Source organism: Moheibacter sp. (assembly GCF_049672845.1).
Classification (GTDB): domain Bacteria; phylum Bacteroidota; class Bacteroidia; order Flavobacteriales; family Weeksellaceae; genus Moheibacter.
In genome coordinates this window covers 1-18,632 of record NZ_JBATWT010000008.1, presented here as the reverse complement: position 1 = coordinate 18,632, position 18,632 = coordinate 1, and the positions used below count along the sequence as shown (strand labels likewise).

The window sequence follows — 18,632 nt, the reverse complement described above, 5'->3', positions numbered from 1 at the left end:
ATTGCTTATTCATCAATTTTCTCAAAATAATAGAACAATCCTTGCTTAACAAAAGTATCAAATTCCAATAATGACAAACTTAGATTATACTCCGAATTTATGTTTTTCATTTTTTCAAAGGTAGAATAATCAAACTCTCGAATTTCTTTATAAAATCTATTACCTAAATAATTAAAGTAATATTCTGTAATAACTGTATTATTTACACTTATCTCACTTCCATCTTCAGTTGTAAACTTTTTAAAGTTCTGAGATTTATATTTAGATACATTTTCATTTAAAAGCTGAGAATATAGATCGGGGTTTACTTTTATTTCCTGAAACTCTTTTTCATTATGAAACGCCTGAATTGAAAGTTCATTTTGATGAAAGAAAAAAAGTATATATACATTTTCCATTTTTTTATAAAAATCCTCATCATTATATCGAACAATGAAGTAATTGTCATTTTCATTTAACGTGATGTCATTTTTTTGTGCTATCAAAAATGAAAATTCTGTTGCGAATTGTTTTTCTTTTACTCCCTGACTATCAACAACATTCGTTGAACACGAACTTGTTATGAATAATATCAAAAAGGAGATAATTAAAACTTTCATGATTTTTAAATACTAAATTGTCAATTCACTATTCAATTTTGTGAATTATAAATCTTATTTAATCAACCTTCACAAAATCCAAATCCTGAAAATCATAACTGAAATCGGTCAATGGAGAAATCGGTTCCATTTTCAATCCGGTGATTTTACCGTTTTCGGTTTGGACAAAAACAAAAGCATCGGCGTGCAGATAGGCATTGTCCCACTTCACCGCATAGGTATTGTCTTTGTAATAAAACATTTCACCTTTCAACTGACCTGATCGTTTGGACGTGAAACGAAGTTTTCCTTTTTCGTTTGAAATTCTAATTTCCCCGAACCAATTGTCTTGATAAGTCCCGATTAAATCTTTGGTGTCGGGCTGTTTTGATTTTTTATTCTTCTCAACTGTTTCCCAAACTTCCGAAGTGATTTTATCGGCATCGCCCCTTCTTTGGGAAATCAATTCGTCGTATTCCTTTACCCAATCTCTTTCGGGAAGTCCGAGATAGAAATCTTTAATCGTATTGGAAACCGCCATAAAAGCGGCACCTTCTTGTTGGTTCGTCAAAACAATGATGCCCAAATCGAGCTGCGGAAACATAATGATTTGTGTGACAATTCCTTCCAGTCCGCCCGTGTGCGAAACCTGTAATTTCCCGGCCATGTCTTCCACCACAAAACCAAGTCCGTATGCCCGAAACAAAGAATGATAAGGTTCTTTGGATGTAACCGGCATCAAAGTCTGAGGTTTGGAAAGTTCGCGCATTCGCTCTTCCGAAACCAGTTGAATTCCCTCTTTCGTTTTCCCGTAATTCAATTGGAACTGAACCCATTTTGTCAGGTCAGTGACATTCGAATAAATTCCGGCGGCAGCATCAAAAATCGGATTGGTATATCGGTCGATGACTTTTAAATTACCGTCAATCGGAACATGGGGCGCAATGGCATTGGATTTATCTTTCAGCGTATTCCAATTGGGCGCTGTACGGTTCATTTCCAAAGGTTCTAAAAATTTCTTTTGAATGAAATCGGTCCAGCTCATTCCCGAAACTCTTTCGATCACCACTCCGGCAATGATGTACAATAAATTATCGTAATCATATTTCGAACGGAAATCCGAAACCGGTTTTAGAAACTGAATGTTTTGAATGATATCTCTGGGCGTGAAATCGTGTCCGTCCGGCCAGACCATCAGGTCGCCGGCGCCAAGTCCGAGTCCGCTGCGGTGCGTCACCAAATCCCGAATGGTAAATTCTTCGGTTACATAATCATTGTACATTTTAAATTCGGGAATGTATTTTTTGACTTTATCGTCCCAATTGATTTTTCCTTCGTCGATCAAAAGTGCAATGGCAGTTGTGGTAAAAGCTTTGGAATTGGATGCAATCCCAAAATTGGTATCGGCATTTACTTTTTCTCCGGTTTCGATGTTGGCAAGGCCGTAACCTTTTGCCAGAACAAGGTTTCCGTTGTGAACAATTCCGACTGCAATACCCGGAACGTTAAAAGTTTCGAGGGTTTTATCGACCAAAACATCGACTTTATGTTCGGGAATTTCCTGCGAAAAAACGGTTGAAGCTAAGAAAATCAGAATCAGGAAAAAGTATTTTTTATTCATTTTTTTTAAAATTATGCCGTAAAAATAATTAATTAAAATTCATAACGAAGATTAACCACAAAGAACACAAAGTTTTGACACAAAGCACACAAAAATTTAAGGCTTTGCAACCCCGAGTTTCAACTCAGGGAAAAACGATAATTAATTTAATCTTAATTTTATCGCATGAAAGATTTAATGGGTCAGGCCATTTGGGACTATTACCACGATAATTCGCCGGAGGATATTCAAACCGAAACTTCGATTTCCGAACTGGATGAGCTTCCGGTGGAATATCTTTTTCGGGATTTCGATGGAATGAATTTGCTTGAGCAAAAAGCGCTGGAACTCGCAAAAGGAAAGGTTTTGGATGTTGGAGCCGGTGCGGGTTCGCATAGCTTGTATTTACAAAACGAAAAAAATCTGGACGTGACGGCTTTGGATATTTCACCCAAATCCATTGAAGTGTGCAAACTTCGAGGTGTTCAAAAAACGGTTTGTGAAAATTTATTGAACTATTCGCCCGAAGAAAAATTCGATACGATTTTACTTCTGATGAACGGAACCGGAATTTTTCAAACGATGGATCAGATTGATATTTATTTGAATAAACTTTCCTCTTTGTTAAATCCAGAGGGAAAAATTCTCATCGACGGAACCGATTTGCTTTATATGTATCAAAATCAGGATGGAAATTTCTCCATTCCGCTTGCGAATTATTATGGCGAAGTTGATTATTATCTTTATTACAAAGGCCAAAAAGAAGTTCCCTTCAAATGGCTTTATCTGGATTATTTGATTCTGAGTGATTTTGCTGAAAAACAGAACCTGAAAACTGATTTAATCCTCAAAGAAGGCGATGCTTATCTGGCCGAAATTCGGGTGAGGTAAGCTATAAATCTTCCTTATACCAACTGCTGTATTTCACATAATTATTGGCAATTCTTTCGATTTCGCCTTCTTTCAGATTTTGAGAAACCATTCCGATTTTTTTTGCCGGAACTCCTGCCCAGAGTTCGCCTTCGCGGATGTGCGTATTCTGTGTCACCACAGCTCCGGCCGCCACAATCGAATAAGATTCTACCACACAATCATCCATCACAATTGCCCCCATTCCGATCAGCACATTGTCGTGAATCGTACAGCCATGAACCACCGCATTGTGACCGATGGAAACATTATTACCGATTTTCGTCGGGCATTTCTGATAAGTACAATGAATCATCGCATTGTCCTGGACATTGACCTTATTTCCCATTTTGATGTAATGAACATCTCCACGTAAAACCGCATTGTACCAAATACTGCAATCATCACCCATTTCCACATCCCCGATTATCACTGCGGTTTCGGCCAAAAAACAATTTTCTCCGAATTTGGGATTCTTGCCTAATAATTCTTTTACAACTGCCATAAAATTAAACTATCAAATTTTGGTCTAAATATAGCAAAAGAAGCCGTATTTTTGCCGCATGATGAGAGTTTATATAGACCAGACACCCAATCCAAACATAATGAAATTTGTTTGCGATGAAACCCTTACTGCAGGCGGACTTGAAATTAGCAAAGAAGATGCCGCCGAAGAATCACTTCTCGCTCAGGAACTTCTACAATTTCCTTTTGTATCCAAAGTTTTTATTACCGCCAATTTTGTAGCCGTTCAGAAAATAGATGGAATTGAATGGGAAATGGTGGCTGATGAAATCAAGGAAATTGTCAATCGTCACCTGAATGAAGGAACTATCCTTTTACAATTTCAAAAAGAAGATCCGTTTACTTTATATGTAGAAATGACACCCAATCCGGCGGTAATGAAATTTGTGACCAATAAATTATTGTACAAAGGAATTGCCGAAGCCAAAAACCCGGAAGATGTTGCAGATTTTCCTCTCGCCAAAGAATTATATTCCTTTGATTATGTGAAAGAAGTTTTTGTAACAGAGAATTATATTTCGATTACAAAAGTTCAGGAAGCCGATTGGAATGAAATCGCGTTGGAACTTCGTTATTATCTGCTGGATTATTTGCAAAGCGATAAAGAAATTATTAGTGAAAACTATGTTCCGCTTCAGAATCCTTACGAAAAAACATTCGTTAAAAAGGATTATTCAGACGTTGAACTGGAAATCAATGATATCATTTCTGAATACATTCAGCCCGCAGTTGCCGGAGATGGCGGAAATATACAACTGATTGAATTTGAAGAAGAAACCAAAACAGCTCGAATGCTTTTACAAGGTGCTTGTTCGGGTTGCCCCTCTTCCACAATCACGCTTAAAAACGGTATCGAAACTATGTTGAAACAAATGATGCCCGGAAAAGTCGAAAATGTGGAAGCTATAAACGGATAATTTCAGTTAGATAATTCAGAAATAGAATGCAAAAAACCGCTTATCTTATCAAACTTTCTGCATTTTATTATGCCATCACAGGTCTTGTCTGTCTTTTCTTTCCGGAAGAAATTCTTTTAAAAATTCATTCTAATACAGAAGAAGAATTAATTCTTTTTTCACAGTTATTTGGAGCGGCCATATTGAGCTTTGCTTATCTCAACTGGTTTTTCAGAAACAGTTTAATTGGAGGGATATATGGCAGACCCATAAGCATTACAAATCTGACATTCAACTTAATAACCGGATTAATATTACTGAATTTCAGTTTTAGAAATCAGGAATTATTATGTATAATCCCAATGGTTATTCATTTATTACTGGCCGTTTTCTTTGGATTGATTTCAAGGAAAACACCTGAAAAAGTCCGAAAAAATGACTAAATATTTTTCATTTCTGCTCCTCAGTTTCTCCATTTTTGGTTTTAGCCAGAAAACTGATTCAGACTATGCAAGATCCGTCATAAATCAACTTACTTCTGAAAGTTACGCAGGCCGTGGTTATGTGGACGAAGGAATGAACAAAACAGCCGAATTCATTGCCGAAGAATTTGAAAAATTCGGACTGAAAAAAATCGGAGATTCTTATTTTCAGGAATTTTCAATGCCGATCAACGTCATCAAGGAAGCAAAACTGAAAATAAACGGAAAAGAACTGAAGTATGGAGTTGATTTTCTGGTCGATCCGGGCTCTAAATCCCAAAGTTTTCATTCCAGACCGATTTATTATTTCAATCCAAATGATTTTGTGAATTCACTGAATAAGGAAAGCGATTTTATTGATTTTATCAGGACGGATATGCTTCAACAAAAAGAAAAGCACGTCGTCTTTCCGCCGCATCATTTCGAAGTAGATTCACTTAATCAATATTATAAACATTGGCCTCATTTTTATCGCCCCGAAGAAAACCGGAACCGAGCGATTTTTCATTTCAGCAAGGATAAATTAACGGCTTCTTTGTCACAGACTGAACAGAGTTTTAGCCGTTTTTTTGTAAATGATAATTTTTATAGTGATAGTTTAAACATAGATGACTATTTAATTGAAAATGACTTTATTGTAAGTTATAAAACAAAAAATATAATCGGATTGATTGAAGGCGAAAACAAGGATTCGCTGATTTTAATAACTGCACATTTTGACCATTTGGGAAAAGTTGGAAATACGATTTTTCCAGGTGCGAGTGACAATGCAAGCGGCACTGCATTTTTGTTGGAATTGGCTAAATATTTCAGTCAGAACAAACCGAAATATTCCCTTGTCTTTATAGGTTTTGCTGCGGAAGAAGCCGGACTTGTTGGCTCTAAATATTTCGTGGAAAATCCTTTGGTTGATTTAGCAAAAATTAAATTTCTATTGAATTTCGATATCATGGGCGCCGGCGAAGAAGGAATTCAGATTGTGAACAGTTCGATTTTTGAAAAAGAATACGCTTTGCTTGATCAAATTAATTCCGAAAAGAAGTATTTAAAACAAATTCGGAAACGCGGAGAAGCTTGTAATTCCGATCATTGTCCTTTTTATGAAAAAGGAGTTCCATCGTTTTTCACTTATACACTGGGCGGTCCGGGACATTATCACGATGTTTTCGACACATCGGAATCCTTGTATCTGGCTGAATTTGAGGATTTGAAGAATTTATTTATTGAGTTTATTCAAAATCTTTAAACTAAGCCTGAGAAAATGATTTCTTTTCTGCAATTAAAGAATAAACCAAAGGCGCCTTATTCCCGAATTTCTTAACACGAAACTTTCCCGGTTCGACCTCTATTGAATCGGCAAATATATCATAAGGCGAATAATCAAATTCTTTCAAAGATTTAATATTCAAGTTATTATTTATCAACGAATTAATTACTTCACTTAAACTATGATTCCAGCTGACATCTTCGATTTTATCTGAGAATTTCCCATCGGTATAGGAAGATTCTTTGACTTCAACAATCGGTTCATCTTTGAAATAATTATAGGTAATTTGGTTTAAATCATCGTCATACATCCAGATAAAAGGATGGAATTCCACAAAGACAAATTTACCGCCCGGTTTTAGAAAATGTGAAATCAGTTTTGCCCATTTATCCAGATCGGGCAGCCAACCAATGGTTCCGTAAGATGTGAAAACAATATCGAATTTCTCGTCCAAATGATTGGGTAAATCATAAACATCACAACAGATAAATTTAGCAGAAGAATTATCTTTTTCTGCCAGTTCCTTTGCCAGTTCGATGGCTTTATCTGAAAGGTCAACGCCTGTAACCTCTGCTCCCATCCGGCTGAGCGAAATTGTATCCTGACCGAAATGACATTGCAAATGCAAAACGGATTTTCCATTTATATCACCCAAAAGTTCAAGTTCAATTGAATTCAAGGAGGATTTCCCTGCCAAAAATCCTTTTACATCATAAAATTCAGAATCTATATGAAGCTCTGCACGTTTGTTCCATGAATTCCGGTTTTTGTCAAGATAATCTTTCATTTATTTTTCATTTGAAAGCGAATAAGGAACATCTGCATTGTCAGTTCCCCGTTTTTTATTGGGTTTATCATTCATTTCGAAATAAAAAACACCACCATTTGTGATTTCTTCGAAATTTATAAAGTTTTTTTCAAATTCTTTTCCGTTGTACCAGGCTTTGTTCACATAAAATTTTTCAGGTGAGTTTTCATTTTTCTGAATGACAAAATAATTTCCGTTTTCGAGTTCAATTGTGGCTCTCTCAAAAAGCGGAGCTCCCATCACGTATTGATTGACCGCCGGTGTTACCGGATAAAAACCAAGTGCCGAAAAAACATACCAGGCAGAAGTCTGTCCATTGTCCTCATCTCCGCAATATCCGTCTGGTGCTGAACTGTAAAGGCGGTCAATTACCTGCCGGATCCAATATTGGGTTTTATAAGGTTCTCCTGCATAATTATAAAGGTAAATCATGTGCTGAATCGGTTGGTTGCCATGAGCATATTGTCCCATTTTCACAATCTGCATTTCGCGTATTTCATGGATGACTTGTCCGTAATAAGATTCATCAAAATCAGGGCTCATTTCAAAAACCTCATCCAGCTTTTTTACGAATTTTTTCTTCCCACCCATCAGATCAATCAAGCCCTGAACATCATGAAAAACCGACCAGGTATAATGCATACTGTTTCCTTCGGTAAAGGCATCACCCCATTTCAAAGGATTAAAAGGCGACTGAAAACTTCCGTTTTTATTTTTTCCGCGCATCCATTTGGTTTCAGGATCAAAAAGATTCCGATAATTCAAACTTCGCTGCCTATAAATATCTATTTCCGAATCAGGTTTTCCCAATGCTTTTCCCAACTGCCAGATACAAAAATCATCGTAGGCATATTCGAGTGTTCTTGCTGCATTTTCATTGATTTTCACATCGTAAGGAACATATCCGAGTGAATTGTAATAATCAACACCTGCTCTACCGACTGCAGTCATCGGGCCTTCATTGTTGGCACCATGTATAACTGCTTCCCAAAGCGTATCGATGTCATAACCTCTCAAACCTTTGAGGTAGGCATCTGCTACGACGGAAGCCGAATTGTTCCCGATCATGATATCGGCATAACCCGGACTGGACCATTCGGGTAAAAATCCGCCTTCCAAATAAGCATTGGCCAAACCTGCCTGCATTTCTTTGTTAATCGAGGGATAAACCAAATTCAGCAAAGGATAAAGTGCCCGAAAAGTATCCCAAAATCCGGTTCCGGCAAACATATAACCGGGAAGAATCTGACCGTTATAAGGGCTCCAATGCACCACTTTCTCCTCTTCATTTATTTCATATAATTTATTGGGAAACAACAAAGTACGATACAAACAGGAATAAAAAGTCCGAATTTGTTCCTCCGTTCCTCCTTCCACTTTTATTTTACTTAATTGTTCGTTCCAGTAATTTTTGGCCTTTTCTTTTGTTTCTTCAAATTTATCATTGCCAATTTCTCTTTCTAAATTCAATTCAGCCTGTTCAAAACTGATGAAAGAGGAAGCCAGTTTTGCCCGGATGGTTTCACCTTTTTTAGTTTTAAACTGAACAGCTGCAATGGCATGAGGAGCTGTTATCTCCGATTTTCCGGATTGAATTTTCTTACCGTCCCAGACTTTGAAATCCGTAAACTTTTCATCAAATTCTATTACAAAATAATTTTTGAAATTGATGAGATTTCCACGGCTGTAACGCGTACTGTAACCTATGACTTTTCGTTCTTCGGGAATGATTTTCACATAAGAATTTCTGTCAAAAGCATCCACAATCACCCAACCATCATCTGTTTGGGGAAATGTAAAACGAAATTGAGCAGCGCGTTCGGTAGGCGTGATTTCAGTTGTGATATCATGATCGGCCAGGTAAACGCTGTAATAATAAGGTTTACTGATTTCTGCTTTGTGTGAAAACCAGCTTTCACGTTCGGTTTCGGTTATTTTCAAACCTTTGACCGGCATGATGGAAAATTGTCCGTAATCATTCATCCATGGTGAAGGCTGATGGGTTTGTTTGAAACCTTTTATTTTATTGGCCGTGTAAGTGTACATCCATCCGTCACCCATTTTCCCGGTTTGAGGAGACCAATAATTCATTCCCCAAGGCACACCTATCGCCGGATAGGTATTTCCGTTTGAAAGTTCATACACCGATTGTGTGCCCATCAGGGGATTTACGTAATCCACATAAGAAATCTCCTGACTTTTTAGAAAGATGCTTAAGCAAAAAATCAGTAGGAATAATTTCTTCATTCGGATTAATTTAGGATATCGGCTTCAAATACTTCGGCGAAATATTTTTTCACTTTCTCTTTTACTTCCTCCATTGGAACTTCCCGGCCTAATTCCCGCTCGAGAGAAGTGACTGCTTTGTCTTGAATTCCGCAGGGAATGATGTATTCGAAATACTTCAAATCCGAATTTACGTTAAGGGCGAACCCGTGCATGGTAACCCAGCGCGAAGCTTTGACGCCCATAGCGCAGATCTTTCTGGCAAAAGGTTTCCCGACATCGAGCCAAACTCCTGTTTCACCTTTTGAACGTTCGCCTTTTAATCCGTAATCGGCAATTGTTTTGATAATGACTTCTTCCAGATTCCGCATATAGAGATGAATATCGGGTTTGAAGTTGTCCAGATCCAGAATGGGATAACCCACCAATTGTCCCGGTCCGTGGTAAGTGATATCGCCACCGCGGTTCGTTTTGACAAAGGTCGCTTTGATCTGACTCAGAAAATCCTGGCTGGCGAGAAGGTTTTCGATATGTCCGCTTTTTCCAAGCGTATAAACGTGCGGATGTTCTACAAATAACAAATGATTTTTTGTCTGTTCAAAATCCTTTTGTCCGTTTTTTTCCTTTTCTCTGTTTCGGGATTTGATGGCAACCGATTCGGCCAGAAGAGATTCCTGAAAATCCCATGTTTTCTGATAATCCTGATCTGTTCCCAAATCTTTAAATAAAATCTCCTTCATTAGTCTTGATTTTTAAAACCACAATCTTTGCAAAAATACTGTCTTTTTATATTGCCGAAAGGCGTCGATACAACCAATGCCGAAAAGACGGAAAAAACTATCTCTAGTAATCCATTTTTCCCATAGCTGAATTTTATATTTCCCGAACCACAATTGGCACAAATCATTTTATCATCTTCCTGAAACTGAAGAATTTCCCTGGCTTTTTCAAAATCTTCTTCCCTCACCCTGAGTTCAATTCCCGCATCCAGAATTCCTGTTAAATTGGGCGCAACACTCATGAAATTATTCCCGAAAATAAAAACGTCCAGTCCGGATTCTTCCAGTACCCCCTTATGGATATATGCCAGATGTGATTGCGAATATTTGCCTATAAGTCTGGTATTCATCTGTTGGGATTGTTTAAAATAATTAAGGCAGCAATCACGCCCGGAATCCATCCTAAGGCAGTCAGGATTGAAACGATGATAATAGAGCCACATCCTTTGTCCAGCACGGCAAGCGTAGGAAAAAGTATGGAAAGTATGACACGCCCTACACTCATTTATTCCAGTTCAACCGTAAAATTATATTTATCCGGATTTTCCAATAATTCGCTCATAGGCACATCAACGGTCATGGTTTTTCCGTCTATACTGAAAGTTGCATTTTCAATGGAAGCTTTTTTCACTCTTTTTGGAAAATGGTATTCCATTTTGTATTGAAACATATTCATCATTTGTCGGGTTGCTTCGGCTGTACTGTCATCGAGTTCATCCAGAAATTTATTTTGATTTTTTGCAATTCTCTGAAAGTTTTTACCATCAAATTTAACTTCGAGTGATTTCATCAGTCCCGATTGTCCCATTTCTGCTGCGGCTTCGGGATCTTCCTTTTCCAGTTTTGCCAGAGCTGAATTCATTTTGTCCAGATAAAGATTGAAAGCATTCATATTTTTCTCTTCAATACGAATAATCATTTTCCCTTCATTGTCATTTATAATCATATGAACTTTTGTTTTGTCCATAGAACGCATAAAATCAATCTCTGCCTGGCTTATGCTATCTGAACTCATCTGGTTGAAGTCCTGGAGATCGGCAAAATTAATGAGGGTATCCAAGGGGAAATCACCTGTTTGTCTGAGTGAGTCTTTGGTGTGTTCATCATAGAGGAAAGCCATCATTTCGCTGAAATTGAGTTCCGTTTCGTACTTAATGGCGCCCGATTCCTGCAAATAAAATCTTTCGGTAATTTGGCATGAAACCATTAGAAGAGCTGTAACAGAGAGTATAAGTATATTTTTCATATAAGTTTATAAGTGAGTAAAGTTATAAAATCCGTATTAAAAATCAGTATAGTTAGTTGCTAAATACAAAGCGAGCCAGCATCATAATGTTAAACTATTATAGTTTAAAGTCTCAAGCTGAAATATTTTAGTAATTTAACCCCAAATTAATAACTCTAAAATTTTATCAGATGAAAAAACTTTTATTTTCTTTTGGGTTAGTTCTTTTTTACTGCACGAATGTCTTTTCTCAGGAACAGATTGCGGTTATTCAGAACCCCTATGTTGTATTAATGAATGCAGAAACCGGAGTCATTGAAGATCCTCAGTTCATTGACCTTTCTTTGGTAGATGCCGGCACGCCAAAAGGAATCATCCAGGTAGGTTCGGAAATCTGGGTTTCTGACCAGATCGAAGATGCTATTTTCCGTTTTGATATGAGTGGCACACATCTCAGCACCATTACAGGAAATATGGATAACGTCAAAGGACTGGCGTTGATAAATGATTCGGAAGTTTGGGTAACGAATGCCGGTTCAGGAAACGGAGCTCCCGGTGATGCCATTGTCCGTTTTGACACAAGCGGAAATTATCTGGGCTTTTATCCTACTCATGGAAATTCGACTTTTGATGTGGTTGATGCCGGTAATGGCGAAGTTTTCATTTCCTATATTGACGGTGGCTCTCCCATTGAAAGATGGGATTACAGTGGGAATTACATCGACAATGTAGTCAACCCAAATACTTTAAACTTTGCTCAGCAATTGTGGCTAATGGATTCAGGGAATCTATTAGTTGGAAATTTCAGCTCCCCTTCCGGAGTTTATATTTTTGATCCTGCTACGGGAACTCAAGTTGACTACTGGAGCGAAAGCAGTGTCCGTGGTGTGATTGAAACCGGTGATGGTAATATTCTTTGGACCAGCGGAAGCGGTATTTTCAAACTAGATGTTGCAACGGGTAACAGCACATTAGTAGCGGCTGGAGGTGCACAATTCTTTACGCTTCTGAATCCTGATGACAGTGATTGTACGACTCCTACCCTGACAGTAGAAGATGCTGAAATCTGTGAAGGAAGCAGCGCAACGCTTACGGCTACTTCCAATGGAGATGAAGTTAACTGGTATGATTCAGCGACAGGCACTACTCCTATTTACACAGGAACAACTTTTGAAACACCTGCCCTGACAGCAACTACTTCTTATTGGGTTCAGGCAGTTTCTTATGGGACCGGCGGTGATGGTGAAATCATTGAAGGTGGTGCACGCGTAGCTCCGGCTTCCAATTCCAATTCATCGGTAGTAGCCGCAACAAGTCCATGGGGATTGTCGTTTGACACTACTGCAGACTTTACGATTACTTCTGTGGATGTTTATTTGGCATCTAATAATCCTGGCGATTTGGTAATGCAGCTTCTGGATGAAAACTGGGCGGTTCTTGAAGAAACCACTGTGGCTTGTCCGGCAGGAAGTTCTTCCAATCCTGTTCAATTTGAAGTTCCTTTGAATTTCAGTGTAGAAGCAGGAAATACTTACCGACTGGTTGCAGCTTCAAGTCCTGTTATGGTAAGAGAATTCTCAAGTGAACATGCTGGATTCCCTTATCCGATTGGTGATGTAGGTTCTGTAATAGGTGGAACTATTAACAATTCAGAAACAAACAATACGCTTTATTATTTCTTCTACAATTGGACCGTTCAGACCGGTGATATTACTGTCTGCGAATCTGATATGACAGAAGTTGTGGTTACGGTTAATCCGGCTCCAGATGCGCCTCTTGCGGTAGGTGATTTCTATTTCGAAGATGGTGATACATTGGCTGACCTTGAAGATTCTCTTGATTTCACAGGTGATCTGACCTGGTATGCAGATGAAGATCTGACAACTGTATTGCCTGATACTACTTTGATTGTAGACGGAACCACATATTGGGTAACTCAAACGGTTAACGGATGTGAAAGCGAAGCAACTGCCGTACTGGTTGAAGAATTAAGTATCAGTGATTTTAATAATAATGCTTTTGCTTATTATCCGAATCCGGTGAAAGATGTGTTGAATATCACAGGTAAAAATCAGATTGATTCTTTAGAAATCTTTGATCTGACAGGCAGAAAGCTGATGAATATTTCTGAAGTTCAGAATGGTCAGGTTGATTTCCGTTCATTCGAACAAGGAACTTATCTGGTTAAAATCACTTCAGGAACCGATGTTCAAGTAATAAAAGTGATTAAAAAATAATTAATTAATTCAATAAAATGAAGAAAGGGTTTCCGCAATGGAAGCCCTTTTTTATTTAAGGTTCCGTGATTTTTATGTAGTTTTGGAGGAAATGATCAAAAAAATGACAAGAATTAAATTATTTGCACTGATTGCGGTATTCTGCAGCGGAATTTCCTTTGCCCAACAAGGCGGCGGAATGTGGATTCCGACAGAATTAAACGAAGCAGAAATGAAACAAATGGGTATGAAAATATCGGCTCAGGATATTTTTAACCCGAATGCACCCAGCATCAAAGATGCCATTGCACACTTTGGCGGCGGATGTACTTCTGAAGTAATTTCTTCCAGAGGACTTCTGCTCACCAACCACCATTGTGGGTATGGTCAGATTCAATCCCATTCAAGCGTGGAAAATGATTACCTGAAAAATGGTTTCTGGGCGATGAATGCTTCGGAAGAATTGCCCAACAAAGGGCTGACCGCAACCTTTATCATTGACATAAAAGATGTGACCGATAAAATCCTACAAGGTGTAACTGACGATATGAGCGAAGACAAACGCCAGGAATTCGTGAAATCCAACATAGAAATCGTTTCAAAAAATGTGGTAAAAGAAGTCTATCAGGATGTATTTATCCGTGCATTTTACAAAGGAAATAAATACTATCAGTTCATTACCGAAACTTATCGTGATGTGCGATTGGTAGGAGCGCCTCCGGGTGGAATCGGGAATTTCGGGATGGATACAGACAATTGGTCCTGGCCAAGACACGTTGGGGATTTTGCATTGTTTAGAATTTATGCAGATAAAAACAATAAACCAGCTGAATATTCGCCGGACAACGTTCCTTATACACCCAAACATTTCCTACCGATTTCAATCAAAGGTGTGAAAGAAGGCGATTTCACTTTTGTGTTCGGATTCCCGGGCTCAACTGACGAATACCTTCCGTCGCCTGCACTGGAACAAATTCTGAATACCAGCAATCCGGCCCGAATCGGAATCCGTGATGTGGCTTTGAGAATTCTGGATTCCAAAATGCGTCAGGACAATGCGACAAGAATTAAATATGCTTCGAAATATGCAAGAATTTCGAATTATCATAAAAAATGGACCGGTGAAAGTTTAGGTCTAAAAAAATCCAATGCTGTTGGAAAACGTCAGAAATATGAAAATGAATTCACCCAAAGAATCAATGCCAATCCGCAATGGAAAAGCCAATATGGTAATTTACTGAAAGAATTCAATGAGCTTTACGATGCCGGAGATGCTTATCAGCTGGCTGAAATTTATTTCGACGAAGCGATTTACCGAAATTCTGAAACCTTCCGTGTGGCTTTGTTGATGCAGAATTTAATCAAAGCAAAAGGAACCCCTGAATTCGACGGATTAAAAGAAAGATATGTCAACCATCTGAAAGGTTTGTACAAGGATTATGATGCAGCTTTGGATCAAGAAGTTTCACTGGCGCTGATTGATTTGTATAAGAAAAATGTACCTGCGCAATTCCTTCCCGACAATGCCATTCATATCAATGCATCAAGTTTTGCCAATTCGGTTCTGACCGGAAAACAAAAGATAAACGGCGTGAGCATTCTGGATGATACGGCCAAGGCATTTGAAAATAACACAGCACTTTTGGAAGCTTTGGAAAGTGATCCTTTGGTTCAGGAAATCGGACTGATTTTGAAAGCTTATGAAGATAAAGTTTCGCCAAAATATACCGCGATTCAAAATCAACTTGCGCAATTGCAAAGAACTTATATGCAGGCGCAACTGGATGTTTTTCCTGATAAGAAATTTTTCCCCGATGCGAATTCCACACTTCGTGTGACTTATGGAAAAGTAAACGGATACAAGCCTGAAGACAAACCGCGATATGATGCGCAGACTTACCTGGATGGTGCAGTTGCCAAACATATTCCGGGTGATTATGAATTCGATATGCCTCAAAAATTAATCGAATTGGAGAAAAATAAGGATTTTGGAATTTATGGCGAAGGCAAAAAGAAAAAAGCCAAAATGCCTGTAAATTTCATTGCTTCAAATCATACAACCGGCGGAAATTCGGGAAGTCCGGCGCTTGACAAAGACGGAAATTTAATCGGATTGAATTTTGACCGTGTTTGGGAAGGAACGATGAGCGACCTTCATTATGATCCGGAAATCTGCCGCAACATTATGGTGGATGCAAGATACATTTTGTTTATCATCGATAAATTTGCCGGTGCAGGTTATCTGATTGATGAAATGAAAATCGTGAAATAATCTCAGTCATAATAGTGAAAACCGGTAGTTTCGAGAACCTCAACTACCGGTTTTTTTATTGGAATAATTCAATTTAAATTCTAAATAATTGAATCTTTGTTAAATTCAATTATTCAAAAACCTTGTCGATGAATTTAGAATTCAAAAGACGCGCAACTGCCATATAAGAAGGTTTGAAAGCAATCTGATCCCCTACTTTGTATTTCTGATTTCCGTTTTCGTCTTTATTTTCGCCTAGGTCCACCACGAGCATATCGGAAGTAATTCCCACGAAAGTCAAATCGTCATTAAGCGCATCTATATCGGCCTTGTCCACATCGAGCATTCCGAAATCCAAAATGGCTTTTACCGAATGAGCCCCGGCATCTTTGGTACTGTATTCTGCCGTGTGCCCTACATTCCCCTCGCCCATCACGCCATCTGGAACCAGTTCTTTTTCTTCGAGTTCGATGATGTTGGCGCGGAATTCAAAAGTATCGACCGACAGCCCCTCAAATTTTTGATTATCGTAAGGACTTATTCCGAAGAATGCCGCTTCGCCAATCCGGTAATGGTTGATTTCTTTGGGAATTGTTTCCTGCTCCAGCAAAGGAAGTGTGATGGACGAACCGCCTGAAATAAAAGGAAGTTCTTTATCAAATTTTGCTGAAATTAATTCTTTGTAAAGCACAAGTTGAAGCAATTTATCGTAAGTAGGAATGATACCGTACATACAACCAAGATTTGAGCCCAAGCCGATTACTTCAATGAAAGGAAGTTCAAATATTTTCTGGTAAAATCCCATAAGGTCTTCACGGTTGATGCCTTCGCGGAGTTCGCCTAATTCAATCATAATGATAATTTGGTGAACTTTATTGGCTTTCCCAGCGGCTTCATTCAGTGCCAAGATGGTTTCGAACGAAGAATTCAGGGAAATATCGGCATATTTCACTACTTCTTCCGCATAAATTTTTGCGGGAGGCTTGATGTAAATCGTACGCATTTCGGGGTTTACTTCCTTGAGATTTCGAAGACTTGTAAGCCTGGAATCTCCAACCGATCCGATTGACTGAATGGTTTCGGGTGTGAGAACCGTTTCGAGAAAGGTTTTATCGCCCGAAAAGACTTTGGTAATCAGGCTCCAATGGATGTTTTTATCCTCGAAATAATTACTAAGAAAACGAATATTGTCCTGTATCTTTTTGGTTCTGATAATTAACTCTGCCATTTCTAAGGTTTTTTGGATTTAGAAGCTGAATTACTTCTTTTAAGTCTCATTTCCAAGTAAGGATTTTCAAATCCGTATTTTGTGTACAAATGTTTGGCCGGATTATCGGCTTCCACATGCAGCGCGATATCGCCTTTGCAGTTTTCGATAGTATATTCCATCAATTGTTTCCCGAGCCCTTCTCCCCTGTGCTCTTTGTGAACGGCAATATAAACGAGGATATTTTCCGGGATGTATTCATCCATTCCGGTTTTGTTAACGACCACAGCACCGACGATTTCGTCTTTACTTTCAATTGTAAACAGATAGCCGCCAAGGCCTGAGCGTTCTTTGGCTGCGTATTCGATTGCCTTTCTGATGGCGGATTTGGTATCGCCATACTGGTCGAGGTTGTGATATAGGAAGTTAGTTAGTTTTTCGATTTCTATGGAAGAAATTCCGTTTAATGTTTTGGTTGTATAATTCATATTAAAAATTTGATTACACCCCCATTTTAACATTCTGGCGGGACTGACAAAATTTTTGGAGTTAAAGTTTTGAGAAATTCGTTGTGAGGATGTGGGAGGATTTGGCTTCTCGATCTTTTCCAATCCTCCGGTGGAGGGTTTCCTCTTACCCCGATAGCTATCGGGGGCAAATGCTCGAAGTGACAATAGTGACATTCTTCTCGTTAGCTTCGCTAGCAAACCTTCGGTTCGTGCTTGACAGATTCACCGAAGGAGAAAGCCTCGATTTTTTGTTGTTTATTTTATATGATTTTGGGAATATTTGGAAGATTTTACTTTTGAATTTTTGATGACAAAAATGAGTTATTAACTGTGAATTTCAGATTGTTGATAAGTGGGCTTATACTGGGCTTAAGTAGGGAGTATCTATGAAGCATCTCTAAGGGGTGAAATTTTGATGTTCCGACCTAAAATAAGTTGAAAGAATAATAATCCTGAAAAAAGTTTACAGCTGCAATTATCATTTGTAAAGTTTGCCATATTTTCGTGTATAATTTTGCGTTTTGGTGTATAAGTTTCCCGGAATTATTTGTTAAATCCAAAAGACTTTGAATACATTTGCGCATTCCCTCTTTATAGGTCTCTTCTAACCAAAAGACCCAATCCTTTCAAACGAACCATCTTCCTCATAAGGGATGGTTCTTTTTTTTCAAAAATCTCTTAGAATTCGCTGCAGATGATTTTTTTCTGCAAATAAGTTTTTCCGGAACAAAATCTCATTGCTCTTTCTTGGAAAATTATAAGAAGTTTTTTATGTTTGAAAGACTAAAACTAAATTTTAACCTTATGAAATATTTTATCTATTTCCTCATCATTGCATTTTCTGGTCAAAAAAACACAAAACTTTATTTGCTTTTTAGATAAAAAAAGATTTTATGTGTTTACATCGTATTGAGATATTTATGGAAAATGAATTATGAAATATTTAGAATGGAACAATATATTATCGGCTTATTTTTTCAATCCTGCCAATGCGGGAAAGGATATTCATTTGTATCTAACCAAGAATTGTACGTCTTCAAACTAAATTGGACAGTTTCAGTTAAATCCTTAAGGAGTATTTCGGATTATAAATTTATTAATTTTTGTTGATTATACAACTGTCTTCTTTTTTTGATAGAATGCTCTTTTATTTG

Annotated in this window: 17 protein-coding genes; 6 read left to right on the top strand and 11 right to left on the bottom strand. The window is 38.0% G+C overall.

The window, feature by feature from the left end; all coding sequences use genetic code 11:
* Window positions 1-5: 5 nt before the first annotated feature.
* Both WBF63_RS02935 and WBF63_RS02930 read right to left on the bottom strand, forming a co-directional pair.
* On the bottom strand, window positions 6-599 hold the full coding sequence (locus WBF63_RS02935; RefSeq protein ID WP_424368200.1) for a hypothetical protein: 594 nt from the start codon (window positions 597-599) through the stop codon (window positions 6-8).
* A gap of 58 nt (window positions 600-657) precedes the next feature.
* A complete protein-coding gene (locus WBF63_RS02930; RefSeq protein ID WP_424368199.1) occupies window positions 658-2,199 on the bottom strand; it encodes a serine hydrolase in 1,542 nt (513 codons plus the stop codon).
* Between the two features lie 165 nt (window positions 2,200-2,364).
* On the opposite strand from WBF63_RS02930, the gene WBF63_RS02925 reads away from it, so the two are divergent.
* Complete coding sequence (locus WBF63_RS02925; protein WP_424368198.1) at window positions 2,365-3,069, top strand: class I SAM-dependent methyltransferase; 705 nt, start codon at window positions 2,365-2,367, stop codon at window positions 3,067-3,069.
* Between the two features lies 1 nt (window position 3,070).
* Here the strand turns inward: WBF63_RS02925 and WBF63_RS02920 are convergent, their stop codons facing one another.
* Entirely contained in the window at window positions 3,071-3,592 is a 522-nt protein-coding gene (locus WBF63_RS02920; protein WP_424368197.1) for a gamma carbonic anhydrase family protein, read from the bottom strand.
* Window positions 3,593-3,650: 58 nt separating this feature from the next.
* Between WBF63_RS02920 and WBF63_RS02915 the strand changes: the two genes are divergently transcribed.
* Genes WBF63_RS02915 through WBF63_RS02905 form a run of 3 tightly spaced genes read left to right on the top strand, consistent with a single transcriptional unit; the run spans window position 3,651 to window position 6,236 of the window.
* Window positions 3,651-4,529 (top strand): NifU family protein, encoded by an 879-nt coding sequence (locus tag WBF63_RS02915; protein WP_424368196.1) that lies wholly within the window; start codon window positions 3,651-3,653, stop codon window positions 4,527-4,529.
* A gap of 26 nt (window positions 4,530-4,555) precedes the next feature.
* Complete coding sequence (locus tag WBF63_RS02910; RefSeq protein ID WP_424368195.1) at window positions 4,556-4,951, top strand: hypothetical protein; 396 nt, start codon at window positions 4,556-4,558, stop codon at window positions 4,949-4,951.
* The gene (locus tag WBF63_RS02905) at window positions 4,944-6,236 is read left to right on the top strand and encodes a M28 family metallopeptidase (RefSeq protein WP_424368194.1); all 1,293 of its coding nucleotides are present in this window, start codon (window positions 4,944-4,946) and stop codon (window positions 6,234-6,236) included. Before WBF63_RS02910 ends, WBF63_RS02905 begins: the two co-directional genes overlap by 8 nt.
* Before the next feature lies 1 nt (window position 6,237).
* Here the strand turns inward: WBF63_RS02905 and WBF63_RS02900 are convergent, their stop codons facing one another.
* The 6 genes from WBF63_RS02900 to WBF63_RS02875 are packed head-to-tail and all read right to left on the bottom strand — an operon-like array spanning window position 6,238 to window position 11,316.
* Window positions 6,238-7,044: a class I SAM-dependent methyltransferase gene (locus WBF63_RS02900; protein WP_424368193.1), complete on the bottom strand. Its 807-nt coding sequence runs from the start codon at window positions 7,042-7,044 to the stop codon at window positions 6,238-6,240.
* Window positions 7,045-9,312 carry a GH92 family glycosyl hydrolase gene (locus WBF63_RS02895; protein WP_424368192.1) on the bottom strand — a complete coding sequence of 756 codons (2,268 nt, stop codon included), beginning with the start codon at window positions 9,310-9,312 and terminating at the stop codon, window positions 7,045-7,047. It lies immediately after the preceding gene.
* Between the two features lie 5 nt (window positions 9,313-9,317).
* Entirely contained in the window at window positions 9,318-10,031 is a 714-nt protein-coding gene (lipB, locus tag WBF63_RS02890; RefSeq protein WP_424368191.1) for a lipoyl(octanoyl) transferase LipB, read from the bottom strand.
* Window positions 10,031-10,420 (bottom strand): DUF2007 domain-containing protein, encoded by a 390-nt coding sequence (locus WBF63_RS02885; RefSeq protein ID WP_424368190.1) that lies wholly within the window; start codon window positions 10,418-10,420, stop codon window positions 10,031-10,033. The genes lipB and WBF63_RS02885 overlap by 1 nt, the downstream gene beginning before the upstream one ends.
* Window positions 10,417-10,575 carry a YqaE/Pmp3 family membrane protein gene (locus tag WBF63_RS02880; protein ID WP_424368189.1) on the bottom strand — a complete coding sequence of 53 codons (159 nt, stop codon included), beginning with the start codon at window positions 10,573-10,575 and terminating at the stop codon, window positions 10,417-10,419. The genes WBF63_RS02885 and WBF63_RS02880 overlap by 4 nt, the downstream gene beginning before the upstream one ends.
* Window positions 10,576-11,316 carry a hypothetical protein gene (locus WBF63_RS02875; protein WP_424368188.1) on the bottom strand — a complete coding sequence of 247 codons (741 nt, stop codon included), beginning with the start codon at window positions 11,314-11,316 and terminating at the stop codon, window positions 10,576-10,578. It lies immediately after the preceding gene.
* Between the two features lie 170 nt (window positions 11,317-11,486).
* Here WBF63_RS02875 and WBF63_RS02870 point away from each other — a divergent pair, with 170 nt between their 5' ends.
* Both WBF63_RS02870 and WBF63_RS02865 read left to right on the top strand, forming a co-directional pair.
* Entirely contained in the window at window positions 11,487-13,532 is a 2,046-nt protein-coding gene (locus WBF63_RS02870; protein WP_424368187.1) for a T9SS type A sorting domain-containing protein, read from the top strand.
* Between the two features lie 103 nt (window positions 13,533-13,635).
* Window positions 13,636-15,783: a S46 family peptidase gene (locus tag WBF63_RS02865; RefSeq protein WP_424368401.1), complete on the top strand. Its 2,148-nt coding sequence runs from the start codon at window positions 13,636-13,638 to the stop codon at window positions 15,781-15,783.
* Between the two features lie 109 nt (window positions 15,784-15,892).
* Here WBF63_RS02865 and WBF63_RS02860 read toward each other — a convergent pair whose 3' ends face one another.
* Together WBF63_RS02860 and WBF63_RS02855 are read right to left on the bottom strand one after the other, a co-directional pair.
* A complete protein-coding gene (locus WBF63_RS02860; protein WP_424368186.1) occupies window positions 15,893-16,990 on the bottom strand; it encodes an alanine racemase in 1,098 nt (365 codons plus the stop codon).
* Window positions 16,991-16,992: 2 nt separating this feature from the next.
* Entirely contained in the window at window positions 16,993-17,457 is a 465-nt protein-coding gene (locus WBF63_RS02855) for a GNAT family N-acetyltransferase (protein ID WP_424368185.1), read from the bottom strand.
* Between the last annotated feature and the right edge of the window lie 1,175 nt (window positions 17,458-18,632).